Source organism: Pelagirhabdus alkalitolerans (assembly GCF_900096905.1).
In the GTDB taxonomy this organism is placed as follows: Bacteria; Bacillota; Bacilli; order Bacillales; family Amphibacillaceae; genus Pelagirhabdus; species Pelagirhabdus alkalitolerans.
Window position 1 is genome coordinate 429,715 of record NZ_FMYI01000002.1, and the last position, 16,519, is coordinate 446,233.

The 16,519-nt window shown below is 35.9% G+C and carries 19 protein-coding genes and 1 riboswitch; of the genes, 1 reads left to right on the plus strand and 18 read right to left on the minus strand.

Annotated features, from left to right (window positions below):
- Window positions 1-8: 8 nt before the first annotated feature.
- Together BLR62_RS04345 and BLR62_RS04350 are read right to left on the minus strand one after the other, a co-directional pair.
- On the minus strand, window positions 9-1,520 hold the full coding sequence (locus BLR62_RS04345; protein WP_090793655.1) for a RecQ family ATP-dependent DNA helicase: 1,512 nt from the start codon (window positions 1,518-1,520) through the stop codon (window positions 9-11).
- Window positions 1,521-2,588, minus strand: coding sequence for a YpbB family protein (locus BLR62_RS04350; protein ID WP_090793658.1), 1,068 nt, complete (start codon window positions 2,586-2,588; stop codon window positions 1,521-1,523).
- Window positions 2,589-2,716: 128 nt separating this feature from the next.
- Between BLR62_RS04350 and BLR62_RS04355 the strand changes: the two genes are divergently transcribed.
- Window positions 2,717-2,947 (plus strand): ferredoxin, encoded by a 231-nt coding sequence (locus tag BLR62_RS04355; RefSeq protein WP_090793660.1) that lies wholly within the window; start codon window positions 2,717-2,719, stop codon window positions 2,945-2,947.
- Between the two features lie 41 nt (window positions 2,948-2,988).
- Here BLR62_RS04355 and BLR62_RS04360 read toward each other — a convergent pair whose 3' ends face one another.
- From BLR62_RS04360 to BLR62_RS04435, 16 genes are all read right to left on the minus strand, one after another.
- Window positions 2,989-4,206: a GerMN domain-containing protein gene (locus BLR62_RS04360; protein WP_090793663.1), complete on the minus strand. Its 1,218-nt coding sequence runs from the start codon at window positions 4,204-4,206 to the stop codon at window positions 2,989-2,991.
- Window positions 4,203-4,724, minus strand: coding sequence for an RNA polymerase sigma factor SigX (locus tag BLR62_RS04365; RefSeq protein WP_090793666.1), 522 nt, complete (start codon window positions 4,722-4,724; stop codon window positions 4,203-4,205). The genes BLR62_RS04360 and BLR62_RS04365 overlap by 4 nt, the downstream gene beginning before the upstream one ends.
- Before the next feature lie 52 nt (window positions 4,725-4,776).
- A complete protein-coding gene (locus BLR62_RS04370; RefSeq protein WP_090793669.1) occupies window positions 4,777-5,271 on the minus strand; it encodes an ECF transporter S component in 495 nt (164 codons plus the stop codon).
- A 4-nt stretch (window positions 5,272-5,275) separates the two neighbouring features.
- Window positions 5,276-5,641, minus strand: coding sequence for a DUF4430 domain-containing protein (locus BLR62_RS04375; protein WP_090793673.1), 366 nt, complete (start codon window positions 5,639-5,641; stop codon window positions 5,276-5,278).
- Window positions 5,642-5,721: 80 nt separating this feature from the next.
- Window positions 5,722-5,888, minus strand: a riboswitch (cobalamin riboswitch).
- Window positions 5,878-7,530: a sensor histidine kinase gene (locus BLR62_RS04380; RefSeq protein ID WP_090793676.1), complete on the minus strand. Its 1,653-nt coding sequence runs from the start codon at window positions 7,528-7,530 to the stop codon at window positions 5,878-5,880. Its footprint overlaps the riboswitch before it by 11 nt.
- The gene (locus BLR62_RS04385) at window positions 7,530-8,246 is read right to left on the minus strand and encodes a response regulator transcription factor (protein WP_090793679.1); all 717 of its coding nucleotides are present in this window, start codon (window positions 8,244-8,246) and stop codon (window positions 7,530-7,532) included. Before BLR62_RS04385 ends, BLR62_RS04380 begins: the two co-directional genes overlap by 1 nt.
- Window positions 8,247-8,288: 42 nt before the next feature.
- Window positions 8,289-9,026 (minus strand): pseudouridine synthase, encoded by a 738-nt coding sequence (locus tag BLR62_RS04390; RefSeq protein WP_090793681.1) that lies wholly within the window; start codon window positions 9,024-9,026, stop codon window positions 8,289-8,291.
- A gap of 85 nt (window positions 9,027-9,111) precedes the next feature.
- Window positions 9,112-9,648 (minus strand): spore maturation protein, encoded by a 537-nt coding sequence (locus BLR62_RS04395; protein ID WP_090793684.1) that lies wholly within the window; start codon window positions 9,646-9,648, stop codon window positions 9,112-9,114.
- Window positions 9,638-10,228 carry a nucleoside recognition domain-containing protein gene (locus BLR62_RS04400; protein WP_090793687.1) on the minus strand — a complete coding sequence of 197 codons (591 nt, stop codon included), beginning with the start codon at window positions 10,226-10,228 and terminating at the stop codon, window positions 9,638-9,640. The genes BLR62_RS04395 and BLR62_RS04400 overlap by 11 nt, the downstream gene beginning before the upstream one ends.
- Window positions 10,225-11,124, minus strand: coding sequence for a D-alanyl-D-alanine carboxypeptidase family protein (locus BLR62_RS04405; RefSeq protein WP_245719389.1), 900 nt, complete (start codon window positions 11,122-11,124; stop codon window positions 10,225-10,227). Before BLR62_RS04405 ends, BLR62_RS04400 begins: the two co-directional genes overlap by 4 nt.
- 136 nt (window positions 11,125-11,260) lie before the next feature.
- The gene (gene scpB / locus BLR62_RS04410; RefSeq protein ID WP_090793689.1) at window positions 11,261-11,833 is read right to left on the minus strand and encodes an SMC-Scp complex subunit ScpB; all 573 of its coding nucleotides are present in this window, start codon (window positions 11,831-11,833) and stop codon (window positions 11,261-11,263) included.
- The gene (locus BLR62_RS04415; protein WP_090793692.1) at window positions 11,834-12,574 is read right to left on the minus strand and encodes a segregation/condensation protein A; all 741 of its coding nucleotides are present in this window, start codon (window positions 12,572-12,574) and stop codon (window positions 11,834-11,836) included. It abuts the gene before it with no gap.
- Between the two features lie 122 nt (window positions 12,575-12,696).
- On the minus strand, window positions 12,697-13,047 hold the full coding sequence (locus BLR62_RS04420; RefSeq protein ID WP_090793693.1) for a GNAT family N-acetyltransferase: 351 nt from the start codon (window positions 13,045-13,047) through the stop codon (window positions 12,697-12,699).
- 77 nt (window positions 13,048-13,124) lie between these two features.
- The gene (locus tag BLR62_RS04425) at window positions 13,125-13,565 is read right to left on the minus strand and encodes a peptidylprolyl isomerase (RefSeq protein ID WP_090793696.1); all 441 of its coding nucleotides are present in this window, start codon (window positions 13,563-13,565) and stop codon (window positions 13,125-13,127) included.
- Window positions 13,566-13,579: 14 nt separating this feature from the next.
- A complete protein-coding gene (lysA, locus tag BLR62_RS04430) occupies window positions 13,580-14,878 on the minus strand; it encodes a diaminopimelate decarboxylase (RefSeq protein ID WP_090793698.1) in 1,299 nt (432 codons plus the stop codon).
- Window positions 14,879-15,024: 146 nt separating this feature from the next.
- Window positions 15,025-16,485, minus strand: a complete 1,461-nt coding sequence (locus BLR62_RS04435) for a spore germination protein (protein WP_425438857.1) — start codon at window positions 16,483-16,485, stop codon at window positions 15,025-15,027.
- Window positions 16,486-16,519 lie beyond the last annotated feature (34 nt).

The window sequence follows — 16,519 nt, forward strand, 5'->3', positions numbered from 1 at the left end:
TTACACCTCTATATATGTGGTTGCATAATCTGCATTAAATGGTCTTCCCAATCAGATGATACACTTTTTCTTCGTTCATCAGATGTCCATACATAAAAATTCTTATCACAACGATCACAACATTGGAATAAAGGCTGTTTAATCGTTGTTTGAAATTTTTGATACAAATGATTTCGCAAGCAACCTTTCCTATGCACCCAATTAAATAATTCATTAATTTTACCCTCTTTATATTGATAACGATCTTTTACTTTTGTTATGAGTTCCTGTTCAATCAATGGGGTTAAATTTGTTGGTTTTAGCACCATATCTGTTGATATGACACTTTTTTCTTTTAAAAAATTAATAACGAAACGATACTGTACTTCTGTTAAGTCAAACAACACTTCAAACACATCTTGTAAGACTTGTTCTTCATTATCTTTTTGTGCTTTGATAAACGTTAAAATCTGCTCTAGCATATCGATTGAGGGCAATTCACTATCAATTAACCGTTTAGGTATATGATAGTCTGTTGGTGAGACAAGCGTGATACTCACACTTTCTAATTGATCACGTCCAGCTCTACCTATTTCTTGAATGAAAGATTCGATCTGTGTCGGTAAATGATAATGAATCACAACACGTACATCCGGTTTGTCAATGCCCATTCCAAAAGCGCTGGTACAACAAATCACATCTAATTGATGGTGCATGAATTGTTGTTGGATTAATAATCGGTCTTCATGATCTAATCCTCCGTGATAATACGCGATGTTTAAATGATCACTACTATCCCTTAATAAGCGTGCCACACGCTCAGCCTCTTTTCGACTAGAAAAATAGATCATAGCTGGTGAGCGAAATTCCTCAAACAATGTTAAAAGCTCTTGATCCTTTTCGTGTGTGTTCTCAACATGTTTAATTGTCAGTGCTATATTCTCACGATCTATCGGATACAAATGTTTTTGGAAAGATAAAGGATGAAAATGACGAATGATATCCGATTGCACATCTTCAGTTGCTGTAGCTGTTAATGCTAGAATGGTCGGTTCATTTAAGGCTTTATGCACTTCATTTAACTTCAAGTAATCAGGACGAAATTCATGTCCCCATTGTGACATACAATGTGCTTCATCAATCACAAAAAGCGAAACATTTAATTGTTTAAACCGATTCATGATCTCATCCGATTGAAGAAGTTCAGGTGAGATGTATATGAGTTGATACACGTTGAGGTTTAATAAAATATCACGTCGTTCAGCTCTTGAGTTGAAGCTATTTAGCGCAACACTTCTTTTAATACCTTTACTAATTAGTCGCTTCACTTGATCTTCCATTAGTGAAATAAGTGGTGTGACAACGATAACTGTTCCCTCTAGTACAAAAGATGGTAACTGATAACAAATTGATTTCCCGGCTCCTGTAGGAAGTGTTGCAAGAACGTGTTTACCTGCTATCACATCTTCTATAATGTCACGTTGTCCCTCTCTAAAGGATGAATATTGAAATTTATTTTGTAATAGTTGATCAATCGTCAATTAATTACCTCCTACCTTTAATTCAAGATGCCCTTTATAGGCCAATACAAGGCGAATTTGAAAGTATGAATAATCATCATCTAAAGCTTGCTTAATGACGGATAACTTGGACTCATTTAACTGATTAACTATCGCTAGAATATGCTTAAATGAAGGTTCTGTCATATAATCATGTATGTTAAAACGATCATCAGATACTGCCATTTCGACTATATGATCTTCAATGGTTGAGCGCTTCAATCGTCTTATCTTACATATAGCATCAATTGTATGACCTCGATCAATAAAACGCTTAGTTTTCTTTGCTGACTCTGTCATAAATGACTCAGATCCTAAAGTTTTTGATTCACTAATTAATAGAGGCATTAGGTACTCAAGTGAGTTGTCTTTAATATACCGCATCCATTTATGCATTAAAATAACCAAGATAAGCTGAATATCCAATTCATTTAGTTGATGACTAGATGCAAGTTGTTGTATTGAATCCCCAATCTTTTGGTATCCAGTTAAACGTTTAACAAATATAAACGCCCATTCTTCAGGAATTGTTTTTAAAAATGTATGTAAATGAGTGTATGTTTTTTCTAACCACTGATTCGGTGTGTCATTTATGGACTTATAATAGTTTTTAACCCATTGTTTGACTGCGTAATCATCTGTCACCGGTATAAACTGATGATTGCTCATAACAACATTACTGTATGATTGAATCAACAAGTTTAATCGCTTAAAAAATGAACGCGACACATGAACGTAAGTCATACCATCTAAATCGTTTAAATACTCAGCATCTACATCCATCAACGTCGCTTTACCGGTTATCGTCACTTGCGCGTATTGAGTTGAGCTGAGTTCAATCCATTTTGAACTGACCAATTGTTGAATCTGCTCTTCAAAACTTTCCCGTTTTAAATCTGGTAAAATTGCATAATAGGATTGCAATCGATAAAGATGTGCATCTTGAATGGTTTGCGCCGAACGCTTGCCTGTTAGTATATGATATAACGAAGCGACCGTTCTTTTTTGTTGTAAAGATTGAATTGCATCTAATAATAGATGATTAAACATAGACTACACCCATTCTTTTTCTAACTTTTCTTAATCTTATCAATTTAAACTTCATAATGCTATGATTGATTATATCATTGATTCGCTTTACAATGGTTATAGGTTTTGAAAAGGAGTGTTGGTTAGAAATGAGTTATTACACTTGTGTCGACCAGGAATTATGTATTGCTTGTGGCTCTTGTGGTGCATTAGCGCCTGATTTATTTGATTATGACGATGAGGGCATCGCTTACGCCTTATTAGACGATAACCAAAATCGGATCAAGATCCCAAATGTTTTAGAAGATGATTTACTCGATGCATACGACAGTTGTCCAACTGACGCGATAAAATTAACAAAGGCTAACACGACGGAATGATCATCGTGCTAGCCTTTTTATATGTTATATAGGAATCCTTACTAGTGTAGAACAATTGGATTAACCCCGTCTGGCACATCGATCGCCTCACCTAAATAAAAGTGTCCAATTCGTTCTTCAATACCTTCAATCGACAATTCAACTTCATCGTAATCAAAACTTTTAGCAGTCATTAAAATAGCTTCAATCATATCCTTAGTTAACGAATTATCACCAAAATCTGAATGCTCGCTAAAATCAATTTCTAATCGTGACTCATTTGACGGATCTAAAGAAAACTCAACATCACTTGGAATGACTGCTTCAACAAAATCTGATCTAGATTCTTGCATCGCAACCAGCGCTTCATCAATTGTGAAAAATTCATCCCCGTCACTTCCTTCTGCTATAGGAAGCAGTAAACGTTTGCTATCCTCATATTGATAAATTTGAAAGGCCAATCGTTCGACGGATTCAATTGATAGAGAATCGACTTCACCAATCGGTCCTAAGCTAGCATCTTCTCCTTCTGTTGTTCGCACTTCTAACTCATTGGCTGAAAAGTTAGAAAACATAAAGTTAATAGCTTCTTGAAACAAGTATGCTTGCGTCGAGCTTGATGGAAAATCATACGACGAATCCACAGTTAAGCGAATCACCTCATTTGACTCATCAAATTCAAATTCAAATCCTTCATCAAATGGAAATAATTCCACACCGTATTCGACTTCATCTATAAATGTTGAGATTCGATTATAATAGTCCTCTGGGTTATATGTTGATGATGTAGACACAAGAGAAATAGGGATAACATATTGCCCTTGTTTATCATAAACAGCTATTTGAAAAATTGGGAAAGATGAATCCTCCTGGTAGTAAATAAACTCTGATTCACTTGCTTCCTCAGCAGTCTCCTCTTCAACTTCGACTTCTTCTCGATTCATGGTTGTATCTTCGTTTTCAACTTCTACTTCGTTTTCAATTTCATCTTCATTTTCGCCTTCATCTACAGACTGAACAGCAAACGGATCAGTCTCCTCAGCTGCTTGGTCGTCTGCAATATCAGTCATCTGTAAAATAATGAATGACAGTAACAATACAGCCGCAGTTGCTATAGATGGAATGACCCAATGAACTTTTTTCCTTTTGGGTGGTGAATACTCTTCATTCAGCTCATCCATCACTTGATTATAAACAGTTTCTTTCGATCGGTGGTCTTTTACATTTGGCAGATCTTTTAGATGCTTTGTGATCTCAGTATCATTTTTATGATCGTTCATGATTTTCCACCTCCTTCTGCCATTGCTTGTAATCTTTTTATCGCTCGATGCTGTGTGGTTTTTACTTTACTTTCCGACCATTCAAGAATTTTCGCCGTTTCGTGGATCGACATCATTTGAACAAATCGTAAAACGACAACATTGCGTTGATCTAACGTTAAATGATCCAATAATTGATAGACAGATTGAATCGCCTCGTTTTTCATAACGATCTCTTCAGGTAATGGATCTTTATCAATAATTTTACCCAATTCCTGATCTTTATTGAAAAAGTGAGCAAGTTTATTGTGTTGTCGTTGTTGTTTTCTAAAATAGTCAATTGTTGTATGTTTGGCTATTGAAAATAGCCACGTTTTCTCACTACTCTCACCTCTGAAATGTTGGTGAGATTTTAGAACTTTTATATATACTTCTTGCACGATATCTTCACAAGCTTGTTTATTTTTCACAAGGTAAAATACATATTGGTATAAATCGTTATGATAACGATCATAAATATCATTAAATGTGGTCTCCAAATCAAGACCCCCCATCTACATTTTATTAGTCGTCAAAAAGCTTCTAAATGTTTCATGCTTTTTTATGTTTTATTAAAAACAAGCGATTGAGTGGTGGATACAATATCATCATGAAAATAATATTCCCTACAGCGTGGTTAATATCAAATGCTAACCCAGCCAAGTAATATGGCCAAAATACTTGGCCAATAACAAAATTAATTAGGGCGAACACAAATCCATAAAAAAAGCCCGAAAAACCAGCAATCACGGTTAAGTAGATTAGTGGTTTTTTCGGTGATGCCAAAGAGATAAGTGATGCGATCAAGGCAATTAAACACCAAGCTAGCATTTGCCAAATGGTCCATATGCCCATTCCCAACACCATATTGGATAAGTAAGTTGAAATAATAGCAACGAAAACTCCAGATACTGGACCTAGAAAATACGTTGTTAAAATAATGAGTGATGTCACCGGTTGAACACCAGGATTAAATTGAAAGAATATTCGCCCTACAGTACTCAGTGCAGCTAGCACAGCAATCAGCGTTATACGATCTGTTTTCATCTATTTATTCTTCCCATTCTTCCAATTCAAATAGAACCTGATCCTCATCAGAAAGTTCATATTCACCCGCTCCAACATATGCTTCTTCTTGGTTCACTTCATACACCCAAAACATTGAGTCGGTCTGACTATGACCTTCAATTTCAGTGATAAAACCATCTGAAGTTACCTCTACGTCATAGTGATCTTCTAATACATCGAGTAAGATGGCTTCATCTTCTACTTCAACTTCCTCATCAACAATAATTTCTTCACCTTGTTCTACCGCAATCGTGATCGAAACAGAAATTTGATCACCTGTTTCTTCGGCATTCCCAAAACAACCTGTTAATACAATAACACTTAAAATACTTAATATAATTTTATTCATTTTTCATTTTCCTCCATTCAATATTGGAGGATTAAACGTATGTACTCATTTATTATTTAAACGCTTAACCCTCGAAGCATTAGTCGTCAGTTTTTTAGGTAGGTCTCCTGGCTTATAGAGTTACTAAAACGCCTTCCCATATTATGAATACAGTGGCAAATGTTTTAGCATATCTATTTACAGTTGCGAGGACAGCTTTGGATTTTCACCAAATTCCCTGTTATGCACCTTAAAAACTACTCTATTGGTAACGTGAAAGTAAAGGTTGTCCCTTCACCTTCTGTACTTTGTACCGCTATGGTACCATTATGTGCTTGAATGATTTGTTTAGCAATCGATAAACCTAAACCCGTCCCTTTTTTAGAGTGTTTATGAAGGGTTCTTGCTTTATCTGCTTTATAAAACCGTTCAAATACAAATGGTAAATCATCCTTTGAAATACCCGTCCCGTTGTCTTCTACTTTAAAACTAATCTGGTCATTATCCTGTTGTATTAATAATCGGATGTGGCCATCAGCGGGTGTGTGACGCATGGCATTATCAATCAAGTTTGTTAATACTTGATCGAGACGATCATAATCAAACGTAACATATTCCGGGATCGATTGCACCTCAAGTTCAAACACTATATTCGCTCGATTCATCGCATCAGTAAACTTATTTTTTATTTTATCTAAAAACGATGTTAATTGATACGTTTGTTTGTCTAATGTGACTTGACCTGACTTAAGTTTAGCTAATTCTAACAACTCATTAACTAACCGATCCATCCTTGCTGATTCTTCCATGATAATTTGTGCTGATGATTTTTGATCCTCAAATGAAGCAGCAACCCCGTCAATAATAGCTTCACTATAGCCTTGGATTAATGAGATAGGTGTTCTTAATTCGTGTGAAACATTGGCGATAAATGCTTCTCTCAATTGATCAAGTTGTACTCTCTCTGTAATATCTCGAGCAAGTAATACAACCCCTATTAATTGGTCGTTTTCATACAATGGACTAAGCGTGATCAACCAATCTTTACCTTGGGCTTTTAAATGATGCGTTAATTGTTGATGCCTGTCAATAACTGGACGAATAAGTTCTCTTAAGCGCTCAGGACACTTTTCATTCGAAGTGTCTTCTTCATATAAAAGGTCAGCGAGCAGTCGATTGGCTTGGTGATTTGACAATAAATTATCAAAGTCTAAATTAAACGTCATCACACCGTCTTCCATAGATGATATCACGCGATAAAGAATTTCTTTTTCTTGATTCAACATCTTAAGTTCATTACGTATTTGACGACTCATTCGATTCATCGCCATATTTAATTCGTCCATTTCATTTTGGCTATTTATCGGTAACGTTCCTTCTAGTTGACCGTTAGCCAAATGTAGTGCGTGTGCCCGTAATCGTTTAATTGATGTCGATATTTTTTTTGATGTCAAAACTAAATAAATAAGAAATGAAACAAAAAACAATCCACCTAATACTATAATAAGCATTTTGAAATGTTGATAAGATTGATTAAACTCATCCATCGAATCAATGATAAACACATTTTGGTCATTGATAACCACTGAAGTTGCAATAATCTGTTGATCGTTAAAATGTAGAGCGCTTGGTGAGTGTGTAACAGTACTTAAATCATCACCGGGTTCTTCATTTAAATCAATCACAATAAAAGATAGATCGGGATTTGTGAAATGACGCTTTAGATCACTCACCGAATCAACTGTAGCTGCATCTATCGCTTCTGTCTGTTGATTAAATCGATGCATTCGATTTGATACGGACTGTTCTTCAAAAGATTGTAGCATAAAATAACTAGTGATCACATAGAATGGTAACAGTAAAACAAGATAGACAACACCCGTTCGTGATACAACACTTTTAAGAAACATTACGCATCATCCACTTCGAATTTGTAGCCGACACCCCAAACTGTCACAATCATTTCTGCTGCTTCAATCGATACCTTACTCAATTTCTCTCTTAGACGTTTCACATGTGTATCAACTGTACGAAGGTCACCAAAGAATTCATATTTCCATACCTCTTTAAGTAAATGTTCACGGTCAAAGACACGGTCTTGATGACTCGCTAGAAAATAAAGTAACTCATATTCTTTTGGTGTTAAAACCACTTCTTTTCCATCAGCTAAAACACGATGCGCATCATTTTCAATTGTCAAATGATCAAATATTAAGACGTTCGTGTCCGGTTTTGTTTGTAAAATAGGTGTTTCTGTATTCGAACGTCTTAAAAGCGCCTTCACTCTTAGGACAACCTCTCTTGGGCTAAAAGGTTTTACAACGTAATCATCTGCTCCAGACTCAAAACCTTCAATCCGATCAGACTCTTCTCCCTTTGCTGTTAACATCAAGATTGGTGTAGATAGTGTTTCACGTAGTTTCTTACTGACTTCAATGCCATTCATACCTGGTAACATTAAATCTAATATGATCAAGCTATAATCATTTTCTGTTGCTTTTTTCAACCCATCTGTGCCATTGTCAACTTCGTCTATTATGAAGTTTTCTCTTTCTAAATACATCTTTAAAAGTCGTCGTATGCGATCTTCATCTTCAACGACTAAAATCGTTTGTTGTTCTCCCATCAGTAAACCCCCTTCTTGCATACAGCTAAAAAACAGATGGCTTTATTTTTCTTTTAGCGCATCAGCTCTTAACTGTTTGACCTCATGTGGTGTTAATTCTCGGTATTCACCTGGTTGCATCCCCTTTAAATCTAAAAAGCTATAGCGTTCTCTTTTTAGTTTCTGAACTGGATAATTGATGGCTTCAAGCATACGTCGAACTTGTCGATTCTTCCCTTCATGCAATGTTATCTCCACAATCGAATTCTTTTTTTCTGAATCATTCGATAACACTTTTGCAGAAACGGCTTTCAATTTTTCACCTTCTGAAAATACACCTTTTATGAGCGGTTTTAGATCTTTGTTAGTTGGTATTCCTTTTACTTTTGCAACGTATACTTTGTCTATTTCATGACTCGGGTGCATAAGAAGTTGAGTTAAATCCCCATCATTCGTTAACAACACTAACCCAGATGTGTCATAGTCAAGTCGTCCCACTGGATAGACGCGTTCATCAATTTCTGGTATAAGCTCCGTCACAACTTTTCGATTTTTATCATCTTTTACACTTGAGATCACACCCCGAGGCTTGTAGACAAGATAGTGAACTAATGGGTCTTTAGTTAATGGTACACCATCAACTTTGATTTCATCGTTTTCTGTAACTTTTGTACCGAGTTCAGTCACTTTTTGATTATTCACCTCAACTCGACCTTCTTCGATTAAACCTTCTGCTTTTCTTCTTGAAGTTAGGCCGCTTTGAGCAATGACCTTTTGTAAACGTTCCAAATTATTCGACATATTTTCACCAATCTCTTTATTTTTATTTTATCCTTATTCTTATTCTGCCAAAAATGTGTCATTAAAACAACTAGATTCTATAAGTTCAAATGCCAAAAAAGAATTTCACAACGATAATCGCTGTTATTATACCAATAAGATCAGCTAATAGTCCAACTTTTAAAGCATCGCCAAACTTTTTAATCCCGACTGAACCGAAATAGACGGTTAAAATATAAAATGTTGTATCTGTACTCCCTTGCATGGTTGAGACAAGTCTTCCTACCACTGAATCAGGCCCCATTGTTTTTAACAAATCCGTTGTTAAAGCAAGTGCGGCTGTTCCTGAGATAGGGCGTAGTAAAGCTAATGGGATGACATCGCTCGGTACATTGATCATGACGAAAAATGGCGTCAACCATTCAACAAAGGCTTCTAGCGCACCAGATTGACGAAAGATAGATATTGATACATACATACCAACTAAGTAAGGTAATAACTGAAGCGAAATCGTTAAGCCCTCTTTGCTACCTTCAACAAATAAATCAAAGGTTGGTAACCTTTTCGCTGTGGCGATCACCAATACAACAAGCACAAACATCGGTATTATAAGTAAACTGAACCATGCTACACTATCGACCATTCATTCTCACCCTTTTATAATAAAATGCACGATCAATTAAAATAGCTGCAGTTGTTGAAAGAGTTGTCGCAATTAACGTAGGTAAAACAATTTCAGTTGGAGAATTCGATCCGAACTGTGACCTTAAAGCAATGACAGTCGTTGGAATTATGGTTAAACTTGATGTGTTAATGACTAAAAAGGTAATCATTGATCGACTCGGTTCATCACTAGTTGACTGAGCCTTCAATTCTTGCATCGCTTTTAATCCTAATGGTGTAGCCGCATGACCTAAACCAAAAACATTTGCTATAAAATTAGATGTTATATAACCTAAAGCAGGGTGTTCTTTTGGAATTTCAGGAAAAAGCCTGACCATAAATGGTCTTAATAGACGACTCAAAAACGTCAGCGCACTTATCCCCTCTGCTATTTTCATCATACCTAACCAAAACATTAATAAGCTAGAAAGTCCGACCATAATATAAATGGCTTCTTCAGCACTTTCAAATATGGCTTGATTAACATCAGACATCGTTCCATTGATTAAAGCATACACAATGCCAATACACGTGAGTCCTGCCCAAATTAAATGAATCATATTTGAACCCCTGTTATTTGTTTAAATAAATTTATACATGTGTTCCACCAACTATTATCATCTTTTAGTGTTGTTTCTTGTTGTCTGAACGTATTAACTTCATGTTCTATTTGTTTAAACCCCCAATTATATAACCGAATATGGTTTTGCCAATCATTACCGTCATTTAATGTCACGACAATTAACGTATGATCATCTTTTTGCGCGGCTGTTACTAACGTACGACCAGCAGCACGTGTATATCCTGTTTTACCCCCGACAATATACGGCTGATAATAATTAAGTAATTTATTCTTATTAATCCAAGCATAATCACGATTATCACTTTTGAAAGTTTGGGCACCGATCATCTCAATGAAAGGGGTATGATTTAAACCGTAGGCCATAATTTTGGCGACATCACTCGCCGTTGATAAGTGGTTTGTACCATCTAATCCGTGCGGGTTTTCAAAATGTGTATCCTCAAGACCAAGCCATACCAATTTCTCATTCATTAACGTGATAAAGCCTTCCTCACTGCCGCCAATATGTTCGGCTATCGCAATCGCTGCATCATTGCCTGAACGAAGTAATAAACCGTAGATTAAATCTCTTAATTTTATCTCTTCACCTGGTTGTAAATATAATGAAGACCCCTCTACTAGAGTCGCTTGTTCTGAAATCGTAACCACATCATCTAAATCACCATGTTCAATCGCAATAATAGCCGTCATAATTTTAGTTATACTTGCGATTAATTGTGGGGTATTTGTGTTTTTCTCATAAATAAATTCACCTTTACTTACATGATAAACAGCAGCTTGTTGAGCTGAAATGCTGGGCATTGAAAATGCACGCATGGGACTTATTAATAAAGATAATACTATAAGTATATAAGCGAACTTTAGCTTGTCCAAAATATCACACCTTTTATCTTTTCATGAAATTTAAATCCTTTCTTAAAAATTATGATTCAGTATGCCGCTTTATGCATTCATCAATAGTTACAATACAACAACAAAAAAAGAATGATTCACTATATACGTGAACCATTCATTGTGATTGATCATTAAATAATTTAAATTCTTCAGTTAAGTCTTGGTCAGCAAAGTCTTCCGTGAGAGGTGGCAATTCTTCTAAAGACTTTAAACCGAAATAGGTTAGAAAATCGATTGTCGTTTTAAAAAGCATCGGTCTTCCAGGTGCTTCTTTTCGACCGGACTCCTCTATAAGTCCTCTTGATATCAACGTTTGAATAGGGCGATCACTTTTAACACCTCTTAAATCCTCCACTTCAGCACGTGTGATCGGTTGATTGTAAGCAATGATCGCTAAAGCTTCTAGACTTGCTTGAGATAGTTTTGTATGTTGAGTTGTTTTCATCATGCGTTTTAGAAACGGTGTGTGTTCAGGTTTTGATGTTAAATAATAATACTTCTCTGTTTCTAGAAGTTGAATACCTCGATAAGTTGAGTCGTAATCATATTTTAGTTCCATCAGTATATGATGAACTGTTTCTAAATCTACTTCTAGTGTTTCAGCAATTTGTTTAGCTGTTAACCCGTCTGATCCGGAAACAAACAACAACCCTTCAATAATTGCCTTATATTCATTTATATTCTCCATCTACTCACTCCATCTGAATAGGATTAATTCGTCAAATGTTCGTTCCTGTTGACAATAAATCAAATTGTCTTTCATAAGCTCCAAAACAGCCATAAAAGTGATCACAATATGACTTTTTGATTGATAAGGAAAAAGTTGTTCAAATCTTATGCCATAAGCGTTGCGATTTACTTCTTCTAAAATTTCATCCATTCTTTTACTAATCGGAATATCTGTTTTTTCAACCGTTGTTGTCATAGGTCTTGTGAACTTCTTCCGATCAAACACTTTCTGTACGGCTGCTAGCATATCATAAAGCGTGACATCTTTAGACTGTTCAACAGGATTTTTTGTTTCTGTTTCTAGTAATTTTTCCGGTTCTCTTGTGAAACTTGATACATCTTGGTTTTCACGAGTTTGCAACTCGCCCGCCGCTTCTTTGTACTTACGATACTCAATTAATCGAGCCATAAGCTCTTCTCGTGGATCAACTTCTTCTGTATATTCATCTTCTTCATCTAACTCTTGATTAGGTAGAAGCATTGCACTCTTCATCGCTAATAATGTGGCAGCCATCACCAAATATTCACTTGCCATATCAAGTTCGAGTTCTTGCATCGTATGTATATATTCCATGTATTGATCCGTTATTTTAGTTAGTGGAATATCATGAATATCAATCTCGTATTGATTAATTAAATGTAATAATAAATCAAGTGGCCCTTCAAATTCATCTAATATTACTTTATATGCCTCTTGCATCTATTGCTCCCCTTTTTACAAAACACCGTTTCCATTTATTATAGCACATATCACTACTAACACACCGAAAACCACGTGAAAAAAGCATCGTCAACAGATGACGATACTTTTTACGTTTGCGTTTAATCACATTTGTTTAAAAAACTGTCCGTTAAGTCATTGGGAACCACACGGTACTCATCTTCATAAAGCGACCTGATCTCTTCAATCATTTTACGTCCAATCCCCATGTCTCGATGTGACGGGTTAACCGTAATGTGTTGAACAATGACCGTCTTTTCATCCGGGTTGATTTCTACACCGATAGCCGCTAAAACATCTTCTTCAACTTTCCATAAATAAAGTTGCCAATTAGGATCTTCTTCATATTGCTGCATAGTTTGCTGAAGCTTTTTGACATCTTTTTCTTCTGGCATGAATGACAGTAAGCCCATTGCGATTTTTTCCATCGATTTTTTAAAACGAATTAACATAATAACCCCTTACTAGACTTATTTATAGTCTTTTAATCATTTACTATGCACTGATGCACGCTTGATGATTGTGTTAATTAGTTTGTTGTCTCGACCTTAACCTCTTGCATAACATCACCTTGTTTTATGCTAAGTACAACATCTAAACCTTCAGTTACTTGACCAAAGACAGTATGCACACCATCTAAATGAGGTTGAGCTTCGTGTACTAAGAAAAATTGACTCCCGCCTGTATCTTTACCTGCATGTGCCATTGATAAAGACCCTGCAACATGCTTATGAGGATTTCCTTCTGTTTCACACTTAATTGTGTAACCTGGTCCACCTGCGCCTGTTCCAGTAGGATCTCCACCTTGAGCTACAAACCCAGGAATAACACGGTGGAACGTCACGCCGTTATAAAACCCTTCATTTGCTAATTTTTCAAAGTTTGCAACTGTATTTGGTGCTGCATCTTCAAACATTTCAATAACAATTTTATCGCCGTTTTCAAAATTAATTGTTGCTTCTTTACCCATCGTTATGCCTCCATCTATTCATATGATAGATCGTTACGTACTAAATCTTCATATGTTTCTCGTTTAATGACTAATTGATCTTTACCATTTTCTACAAAGACAACCGCGGCTTTTGGAAAGCGATTATAATGACTTGACATCGAATAACCATAAGCGCCAGTACTAAACACTGCTAGTATATCACCAGCTGTAATATCTGGCAATAACACATCCCAAATCAACATATCACCAGATTCACAACACTTACCAGCAATCGATGTTTCATAATCACGTTCAACATTCATCTTATTGGCAACAACCGCATCATATTTCGCATTGTACAAGGCTGGTCTTATGTTGTCTGTCATACCACCATCAACCGAAATATAATTTCGCACATTTGGTATCTCTTTTTTTGAACCGACCTCATAAAGCGTAATGGCAGCATTACCAACAATGGCACGCCCTGGTTCGATCCAAATCTCAGGGAATGATACGTCTTTTTGATTGGCTTGTTGTTTAATTTCATCGACTAAAGCATGAACATATTCTTCTAATTCAAGTGGTTCATCTTCATCTGTATAGCGAATACCAAAACCACCACCTAAATTTAGTACATCCGCTTCAAATTGATACTCATGATGCCATTTGCCTAATGTGTCAAATAAACGGCGTACAGCCATAATAAAACCATCTGTTTCAAAAATTTGAGAACCAATATGGCAGTGCAGACCCTTCAAGCGGATATAGTCATGATCTTTAAGTGCTAAGAAAGCTTGTTCAGCTTGTTGATTGGAGATATCAAAACCGAACTTTGAATCTTCATTACCTGTTAAAATATAATCGTGTGTATGTGCTTCAATTCCTGGTGTTACTCTTAATAAAACATCTATTGATTGATCATATGCTTTTGTTAATTGATCAATGAGTTCAATTTCATGAAAGTTATCAACTACAATACAACCAACACCATGTTGCATCGCCATTTCAAGTTCTTTTTTGCTTTTATTATTTCCATGCATGTGTATTTTATCAACCGGAAAATTAGCTTTTAATGCTGTATAGAGTTCGCCTTCAGAGACGATATCTAAACTCAAGCCTTCTTGCTTTGCCACTTGTAACATCGCAATTGAAGAAAAAGCTTTACTAGCATAAGCAACCTGAGCTTTAACACCTAATTTTTTAAACCCTTCGACAAATGCACGTGCATTTTTTCTGATACGTTCAACGTCATAAACAAATAATGGCGTGCCATATTTGTTTACTAAATCAATGGTATCTACTCCACCGATTGTTAAATGACCTTGATCATTAACTTCGACTGATTCTCGCACATTTTTACCCCCTGTTACATCAACCTGAATTCAATCCTAATTCATATATAGTAATTCAGTACATATATGATCGTAGAAAATGAATGACTGTCATAGAATAGCATTAATTTACCACAACTACTATGCCTAATCAACTATTATATGATTTATCGATTGCGTTGTTTAGGAGACGTAATACTAGGACGTGTTTGTTCAGAGGGCATCTTATAGCGTATTAAGATTTGTAAAAGCGCCTTGAAATTAAATGGAATCAACGGCCAAAAATATGGCACCCTTAAAGCGTGCGTATTGATCAGTCCAATAAAATAAATGGTCGCTGAGATCACTAAACCTGGCAGTCCAAATAGGGCAGTTGATAACATGAAAAACAAACGCGACATTTTATTCGCTACACTAAGTTCATAACTTGGGGTAGCATAAGTTCCAATGGCACATAATGAAACATAAAGAATGACTTCTGGTGTGAATAGCCCGACTTCTATTGCAATTTCACCGATTAATACAGCAGCAATTAACCCCATCGCTGTAGAGAGTGGATTTGGCGTGTGAATAGCAGCCATCCGTAAAAACTCCACACCTAAATCAGCAAGTACTATTTGGACCAGCAAAGGGACATTCCCTTCATCCTCAGGCCCAATAAAGTGAAGCATATCAGGTAAAAATTGATCATTTGTTGCAAGCAAATACCAAAATGGCAATAAAAATAGAGAAACAAAAATACCAATAAATCTCACTAAACGAACAAAACTACCAATAGCTGGTGCTTGTCTATATTCCTCAGCATGTTGAAGGTGATGAAAATAAGAAATGGGAATGATCACCATACTAGGTGATGTATCAATCATCAGGATGATATGACCTTCAAATAAATGATCACTCGCTACATCAGGTCGTTCCGTATAACGGACAAGTGGAAATGGGTTAAATCCTTGGTGGACGATAAATTCTTCAATTGTCTTATCTGTCATAGATAATCCTTCAATATCAATGGCTTCCAACTTGTCTTTCACTAATTGTAAAAGTTTTGGATCTGCTAAATCTTTAATGTACGTAATACAAAGATCTGTTTTTGAACGATTCCCAACTTGTATCATTTCATTCCTTAGTCTATGGTCTCTTATGCGTCGTCTTGTCAGGGCTGTATTTTCAATAATATTTTCTGTATATCCATCTCTTGAACCTCTAACAACACGCTCTGTATCAGGTTCTTCTGGTCCTCTACCTGGATAACTACGCACATCAATAATCATCACTTTGTCATAACCTTCAATAAAAATGGCCATGAGACCAGATAACATATCAGTGACGATTTTATCTAAATCTGTTGACTCTTCAAATTGTTGATGCGCAATTCGATTTCGAATCAAGTCTTCAATAGGTATATCGGATCGTTCAAGTTCATCCGTTTGAATTAATAATTCTAAAACTTCAACAATGACTTGTGTTTCACATAATCCGTTGACGTAATACATATGCACACGTGTATCGTGGATAATTAATTCTCTATATTCAGCATCGAACGACTTTCCAACACCGACTTCTTCTTCCATAAAGCGCTTAACGCTGTCTAAATTTCTAAAAACAGGTTGTTTATTGTATGACGTCACTTCAGCACATCCTTTATTCATAGCTGTTAATCAG